6 protein-coding genes and 1 pseudogene are annotated in these 7,117 nt (G+C 58.0%); 6 read left to right on the top strand and 1 reads right to left on the bottom strand.

Annotation, left to right across the window (positions count from 1 at the left end; translation table 11 throughout):
• The 5 genes and pseudogenes from AAAC48_RS20230 to AAAC48_RS20210 form a co-directional block, all read left to right on the top strand.
• On the top strand, positions 1-263 hold a 263-nt coding region (locus AAAC48_RS20230), incomplete at its 5' end, for a cytochrome C oxidase subunit IV family protein (protein ID WP_340655907.1).
• 160 nt (positions 264-423) lie between these two features.
• Entirely contained in the window at positions 424-876 is a 453-nt protein-coding gene (locus tag AAAC48_RS20225; RefSeq protein ID WP_340655906.1) for a cytochrome c, read from the top strand.
• A gap of 27 nt (positions 877-903) precedes the next feature.
• Positions 904-2,211: pseudogene (locus AAAC48_RS20220) on the top strand (cbb3-type cytochrome c oxidase subunit I); the annotation flags it as partial.
• 110 nt (positions 2,212-2,321) lie between these two features.
• A complete protein-coding gene (locus tag AAAC48_RS20215) occupies positions 2,322-3,146 on the top strand; it encodes a CbbQ/NirQ/NorQ/GpvN family protein (protein ID WP_340655905.1) in 825 nt (274 codons plus the stop codon).
• Positions 3,146-5,038 (top strand): nitric oxide reductase activation protein NorD, encoded by a 1,893-nt coding sequence (locus AAAC48_RS20210; RefSeq protein WP_340655904.1) that lies wholly within the window; start codon positions 3,146-3,148, stop codon positions 5,036-5,038. The genes AAAC48_RS20215 and AAAC48_RS20210 overlap by 1 nt, the downstream gene beginning before the upstream one ends.
• Positions 5,039-5,094: 56 nt before the next feature.
• Here the strand turns inward: AAAC48_RS20210 and hemN are convergent, their stop codons facing one another.
• A complete protein-coding gene (gene hemN, locus AAAC48_RS20205) occupies positions 5,095-6,447 on the bottom strand; it encodes an oxygen-independent coproporphyrinogen III oxidase (protein ID WP_340655903.1) in 1,353 nt (450 codons plus the stop codon).
• 220 nt (positions 6,448-6,667) lie between these two features.
• Here hemN and AAAC48_RS20200 point away from each other — a divergent pair, with 220 nt between their 5' ends.
• Entirely contained in the window at positions 6,668-6,958 is a 291-nt protein-coding gene (locus AAAC48_RS20200) for a DUF2249 domain-containing protein (RefSeq protein ID WP_340655902.1), read from the top strand.
• Positions 6,959-7,117: the final 159 nt, after the last annotated feature.

The raw sequence follows: 7,117 nt of genomic DNA, 5'->3' as shown, positions 1-7,117 counted from the left end.
GGGCCTGGTCACTCCTTCTTGCTTTGGCAGCGACAAATGCGTTGCTGGTCAGCCTGGCCCCCGGCTTCGTGCCGCCGTTCGTTCTGGCGTCGGCCGTCATCGCGCTCTCGCTCCTCAAGGCCCGCATCGTGATATTAGACTTCCTCGGGCTGCGTGAAGGTTCGACCTTGCTCCGGTGGACCCTGCTGGCATGGCCGATGTTTTTGGCCGCCGCAACGATGCTGAAGCTCATCGCTACCTCGCAAATCAACTTGGGCGGATAGTCTACGAATCCGATTTATTTGCCAAAGCGCAAAGAGGCGCGCCGAGAAATCGGTGATGGTCGGTGGCCCACGGCATTACGCCGACGGTTTCCACTGGAAGCCCGCGGGTGGGGACGGCCAACCACATTTCCAGGCCATCTGAACTTGAAAGGATGACGTGATGGCGGAGCGCCTCACCAAAACGGGGGCCCGGAACGTGTTTTACGGCGGGTCCATCTTCTTCTTCACGATTTTCATCGGGCTTACCGCCCACAGCCACTGGTATATGCGCACCGTCTCGACCGACGAGAGCAAACTGACCGAATCGGTTGCCCGCGGTAAGCACGTCTGGGAGAAAAACTCCTGCATCAATTGCCACACCTTGGAAGGTGAGGGCGCGTATTTTGCCCCGGAGCTCGGGAATGTCTGGAAGCGTTGGGGAGGCGACAGCGATCCGGAAGGCGCGCGTGAAGCGCTCAAGGCCTGGATGGCAGCGCAGCCCTCGTCCGTCGAGGGCAGGAGGCAGATGCCGCAGTTCAACCTCAGCGAACAGGAAGTCAAGGATCTCGCAGATTTCCTCGAATGGACAAGCCACATCAAAACGCAAAATTGGCCACCGAACGACGCTGGCTGATTGATCCGCGCAACAGGAGCAAACGACATGAAATATCAATCGCAGCGGGTCGCATTGCTGTACTTTTACGGCGCACTCGGCCTGTTCATGGCACAGGTTCTCTTCGGAGTTTTGGCCGGCACGATCTATGTGCTGCCCAACACCCTGTCGGTGATTTTGCCTTTCAACATCGTACGGATGATCCACACGAACGCTCTCATCGTCTGGCTGTTGATGGGCTTCATGGGAGCGACCTATTACCTCCTGCCTGAAGAGACCGAGAACGAGCTTTTCAGCCCGAAGATGGCTGTTGCGCAATTCTGGCTCTTTCTTGTCGCCGCCGCCGTGGCTGTCGTCGGTTACCTTTTCCATTTCCATGAGGGGCGAGAGTTTCTCGAGCAGCCGTTCCCGATCAAGATCGGCATCGTCATTGTCGCGCTGATGTTCATGACGAATGTGACGCTGACGATCTTGAAGGGCCGCAAAACGGTTGTCACCAACATCCTGATCTGCGGGTTATGGGGTGTTCCGATCTTCTTCCTCTTCGCCTTCTACAACCCTGCGAACCTGGCGCTCGACAAGATGTATTGGTGGTATGTCGTCCACCTTTGGGTCGAGGGCGTCTGGGAACTTATCATGGCGTCTGTCCTGGCGTTCCTGATGATCAAGCTCAACGGCATTGACCGCGAGGTGGTGGAGAAGTGGCTTTATGTTATCGTCGGTCTGGCGCTTTTCTCGGGCATTCTCGGCACTGGGCACCACTACTACTGGATCGGCGCACCCGGCTACTGGCAGTGGATCGGCTCGCTCTTCTCTACGCTCGAAGTCGCCCCGTTTTTCACCATGGTGGTCTTCACGATCGTCATGACGCGCAAAGCCGGACGCAAGCATCCAAACCGCGCTGCACTGCTTTGGTCGATCGGTTGTTCGGTAATGGCCTTCTTCGGCGCGGGTGTCTGGGGGTTCCTGCATACGCTGTCGGTCGTGAATTACTACACGCACGGTACCCAGTTGACGGCGGCCCACGGCCATCTCGCCTTCTTCGGCGCGTACGTCATGCTCAACCTTGCAGTGATGGCCTATGCAATCCCGGAACTTCGCGGCCGTGCGCCCTACAATCAACGGATGTCGATCGCCAGCTTCTGGATAATGTGCACCGCCATGTCGGTCATGACCTTGGCACTGACCTTCGCAGGTGCCGTGCAAGTGCATCTCCAACGGTTCCTCGGCGAGAGCTTCATGGACGTCCAGGATCAGCTGGCAGTGTTCTACTGGATACGCCTCGCCAGCGGAATCTTCGTCCTGATCTCGGCACTGATGTTTGTTTGGGCCGTTCTGGTCCCTGGTCGTGAACGCAGCGGAAATCCCGGTCGTGCCGTCCAAGATGAAATCATGGAACCCGCCGGTTTGGCTGCAAAGCTGGTCCGCGCCCAGATGTCCTTCACGCCATTTCATGGAGACAAGCTATGAATATCGCCCTGCAGATTGCGCCGCGCGCGGTCTTCGACATCCCGGCCTATAGTCCGGCCGGCAATGAGCGCGAAATATTCGAAAGCGCATGGGAGCGGCAATTGCCGCTCCTCCTCAAAGGGCCAACGGGTTGCGGAAAAACCCGTTTTATCAGGCACATGGCGGCAAAGCTTGACTTGAACCTTTCGACCATCTCCTGCCATGACGATTTGGCAGCAGCCGATCTTACGGGGCGCTATCTCCTAAAAGGTGGCGACACCGTGTGGGTCGACGGTCCTCTTACGAGAGCCGTCCGCGAAGGCGGCATATGCTACCTCGACGAAATCGTCGAAGCACGCAAGGACGTAACGGTCGTGCTGCATTCTTTGACGGACGACAGGCGAATTCTGCCGCTTGAGCGCACCGGGGAGGTGCTCGAGGCTCCGCCAGGCTTCATGCTGGTCGCGTCCTACAATCCCGGCTATCAGAACTTGATCAAGACATTGAAGCCGAGCACCCGCCAACGGTTTGTCGCCATCGAGTTCGATTTCCTGCCGAGAGATCAGGAAATCGCTGTGGTGGCAAAGGAAAGCGGTCTTGCCGAAGACAAGGTGGCTCCGCTCGTCAGTCTTGCTGAAAAATTTAGGGCCCTGAAGGGGCACGATCTGGAGGAGGGAGCGTCGACGAGGCTCCTCGTCTATTGTGCAAGTTTGATCAATGCGGGTATGGACATCCGCCACGCCGTTCTCGCGACGATGATCGAGCCATTGACGGACGATGCGGATGTCAAGGCGGCGCTCTTGGAAATCTCCCGCGCGGTCGTTGGCGGCAGGAACGCATAGTGCTCGACCTTCTTGAACTTGAGGAAACGGTGGGGCGGTTCTGGCACCGCCTGGTGGGCAACACGCGGACTTCACCGCGCTATCCGGAACAAGCGGTCAGGCTGAGCGATATCAAGCCGGTCCTTAGTGTCTGTTTTCGCGGCTTTGGCGGCGAACGGGCGGTGCAGATCAGCCCGGCACGCGGCCGCACGTCGACCCACCGTTTGAAGTTCCGCCAGCGGCTGGGACTGGGCGAGGAAAAGCTCGTCCAGGCCGGCCGCAGCCACACCTCATTGATGCTGCCTCCGGAAATCGACACTTTCCCCGAACGTGAGCTCAATCTGGACTTCTATTTCTGGCTTGTGGCCTACATGGCAGCGATGGGGCTTGAGCCGATCCGGGAATCCGACCCACTGCTTCGGGATCTCGAATCCCTTTTTCGAGCCCAGGTGACTGTAAAGGCGGTACTGTCTGCATTCCCGGGGATGGAGCACCGTTATAGACGCTTGTGTGCGGCAACGTTGGCCGGACGGCAAGCGCGATCACTTCCCTATGTGGAGCAGGAGGTCGAGAACCTGATCCTTCAGTTCTTGAAAGACGAGGGGCGGGAATCCCACGGCGCGTCGTCGCTGCTGCTTCCGCATGCGGCACCTCCGGGATACCTTCCAATGTTGCCCGTCGGGCTGTGGCCAGACGCCCGGCGGCGGGACGAGGTCGACGGCCGTCCGGACGAAGACCAACCTGGGCATGGCAGCAAATCTCCGGAGGTCGATCCCACTCCCCATATCGCGGAAAGGGAGGAAAAAGACAAATCTGAGCGAAGCCCCTTCATTCTTAACCGTTTCGAAAAAATCTTGTCCATGGCCGAGATGGTCAATGTCGACAGGCCGGGAGACGACAGCAACGACAACGACGACAAGGCGGCTGACGAACTGGATGACATGACCCTCGCAGAACGGAAGGGAAAACCGTCGTCGCGCTTCCGCTTCGATCTTGATCTGCCGCCCGAAGCGCTGGACATAACGCCGCTGACATCGGAGACAACCTATCCCGAATGGGACTATCGCAGCTCTACCTATCTGCCCGATTATTGCCGCATCCTCGCATCTCCCGCTTCGGCTCGGCGCGAGCGTCCGGAGCACGATCCAACAACAGCCAGTCTTATACGCCGCGTCAAGCGGCAGTTCGAAGCGCTCAGGCCACGTCACGAAATCTTGCGCGCGCAGATCGACGGTGCCGAACTTGATCTTGATGCCGTGGTGCGCTCACGAACGGATATCGCCTCCGGGGGCCAGGGCAGCGACCGCGTCCACCTTAACAGCCGCCCACAAGCCCATGATTTAGCGGTGACAATCCTCGTCGATGTTTCGCTTTCGACAGATGCCTGGTTCGCCAATCATCGCGTTCTCGACGTCGAAAAGGAAGCGCTGCTGGTATTGTCACATGGACTGCAGGCTTGCGGTGATCACCATTGCATCTTGACGTTCACCTCAAGGCGGCGATCCTGGGTCCGGATCGAAACTGTCAAGGCGTTTGGCGAGCGGATGGACCATCTGGTGGAGAGCCGTATAGCCGCGCTGAAGCCCGGATATTATACCCGCATCGGCGCGGCGATACGGCACGCATCCGCTGGACTCTGCCAGCAACCTAACCGCAGGAAGCTGTTGCTTGTTCTGACCGACGGCAAACCCAATGATGTCGACCACTACGAGGGTCGTTTTGCTCTGGAGGACAGCCGCCGCGCCGTGACGGAAGCGCGCCGTTCGGGCCTCAGCGTCTTCGGCGTTACTGTCGACCGCGATGCCAAATCCTACGTACCCGCAATTTTTGGAAGGAACGGATATGCCGTCGTCGGCAATATTGCCAAGCTTCCATCTGCCCTTCCTGCAATTTACCGGGGTCTTGTTAGTTGAGATGGTACTGTGCAGTTAAGGCGGCCAGCTCCGGTGCCGGCCGCCTTAACTGATGATCATGCGGCCTGACTATGTGTCCGGGTGGATTCTTCAATGTAAGCATCGAAGGCCGCCGCGACCGCCCGGATGACGAAGCGATGACCGTTTTTCACCAGGACGTAGCCATTGTTGATTTCAACCACTCCGTCATCTTCCAACAGCTTCAGCCGGCTGTTGCCCTCAAGAAGCACGGCGGGATCGAAACTATGCGCGGCGGCAATCGATGGAATGTCTGCGCTGAAATCGCACATTAGCCTTTCAATCACCTGCGCACGAAACTTATCGTCTCCGGTAAAGCGATAGCCCTTCACCGTGGCGAGATCGCCGGACCTGATATACTGAGCAAAACGTCCCGGTGCCACTTCGTTCTGCACATATCCGTCTACCATCCGACCGATTGCTGACGCGCCGAAACCGATCATCGTCTCGCAATTATCGGTGGTGTATCCTTGAAAGTTTCGTCTCAACCTCCCCGCCTCTTGAGCAATCACGAGGTCATCGGTCTTCAGGGCAAAGTGGTCGAGACCGATCTGACGGTATCCGGCCGAGACGAGCGTTTCGCTGATGGCCTCGGCCTGGGCGTTGCGCCCGGCGGTGTCGGCGAGCGCAGTTTCGTCGATCATCCGCTGATGCTTCTTGAATGAAGGGATATGGGCATATCCAAATACCGAAAAGCGGTCGGGCTTCATGGCGATAGCCGCCTTGGTTGTTTCAATGCAGGATCGCTCCGTCTGGTGCGGCAGCCCGTAGATCAGGTCGAAATTGATACGGCGCACGCCGCTTTTCTGAAGATCGCGGACGGCCTGAAGCGTCTGTTGTTCAGTCTGGATTCGGTTGATGGCTTTCTGGACGACGGGATCGAATGTCTGCACCCCCAGGCTCGCGCGGGTGACGCCTCCAGTTCCGAGTGCCACAGCCATGTCGTTGGTCAGCCGGCGCGGATCGATCTCGACGGCGATGTTTGTTTCGTCAGTAAAGTCGAACCACCGACGCAGCTGGGCCATCAACGCCAGAAATTCTTCGGGTTGGATGATGGTCGGCGTGCCGCCGCCGAAATGCACTTCGCCGATCGGCAACGGTTTGGGAGCCCGCCCGGCAACCATGTCGATTTCGCTCTTGAGAAAATGCAGGTAGTCGCTGATCGGCTGGTCCTGTTGGCTGATTGTCGTATGACAACCGCAGTACCAGCACATCGATCTGCAAAATGGGATGTGCAGATACAGCGAGACTGGGTCGCTGGCGGGAATATTTCGCAACCAGTCCCCGTAGGTCCCTTTTCCGATGGCTGGCGAAAACCGCGGGGCGGTGGGATAACTTGTATAGCGAGGCAATCGGACTTCGCCGTACTTTCTCAAAATCTCCGGGTCCATGGCACGTTCCTGATCTGCGTGTGGCGGTAGCGCCAAGAAGTAGACCGTTCCGTCAGGCGGGTCTTTGCGCGAAATCAACAACGGGTTCCAAAGTCATTTTCTGAATTGTTTGCGCTGTCTCAAGTTTCCGCGGCCGTCTTCGATGTAGGACTCGTGTGGTCCGGTCCAGCCTTGGCCATGCATTCCGGATTTCTTGCAACCGGCCGTATGAGAGATCGTCATGGTAGATACAGCCACCGAAAAGGGACACGTTCTGGATGTGCGCACCCTTGCGCCCCACGCGCGGCACTCCACTATTTTCACACTCATCGATGCGCTTCCCGTGGGAACATCGCTCATTATTATCAGTGACCATCCTCCGCGACCGCTGCACTACCAGCTTGAAACGAAGTTTCCCGGGCAATTCTCATGGGACTATCTTGAAGAGGGTCCGGAACAGTGGCGCGTTTCCATCGGAAGACTCACGTCCGCCGCCGTCGACACTCATGAATGCACCTGCGGCGGGCACTAACCCGCGGGCATTCGCACTTTGATCTGACTGGAGATTGATACTATGCCCGGAGCGGTGCTGTCCCGCTGGACCATGACCTACTTTGCTGCTGCACTCTTGTTCCTCCTTTTGGGAGAGACAATGATGGTTGCAGGCTACGGTTTCCCATCAGCGCCGCTC

Origin of the sequence: Phyllobacterium sp., from assembly GCF_037994405.1 — a bacterium.
Lineage (GTDB): Bacteria > Pseudomonadota > Alphaproteobacteria > Rhizobiales > Rhizobiaceae > Phyllobacterium.
The sequence above is the reverse complement of the archived record's forward strand: the minus strand, read 5'-3'. Positions and strand labels throughout refer to the sequence as shown.

What these genes read in the sequence shown, in the direction of transcription:
- AAAC48_RS20225 (WP_340655906.1), top strand. Translation starts at nt 424, where the DNA reads ATGGCGGAGCGCCTCACCAAAACGGGGGCCCGGAACGTGTTTTACGGC.
- AAAC48_RS20215 (WP_340655905.1), top strand. Translation starts at nt 2,322, where the DNA reads ATGAATATCGCCCTGCAGATTGCGCCGCGCGCGGTCTTCGACATCCCG.
- hemN (WP_340655903.1), bottom strand. Translation starts at nt 6,447, where the DNA reads ATGGACCCGGAGATTTTGAGAAAGTACGGCGAAGTCCGATTGCCTCGC.
- AAAC48_RS20200 (WP_340655902.1), top strand. Translation starts at nt 6,668, where the DNA reads ATGGTAGATACAGCCACCGAAAAGGGACACGTTCTGGATGTGCGCACC.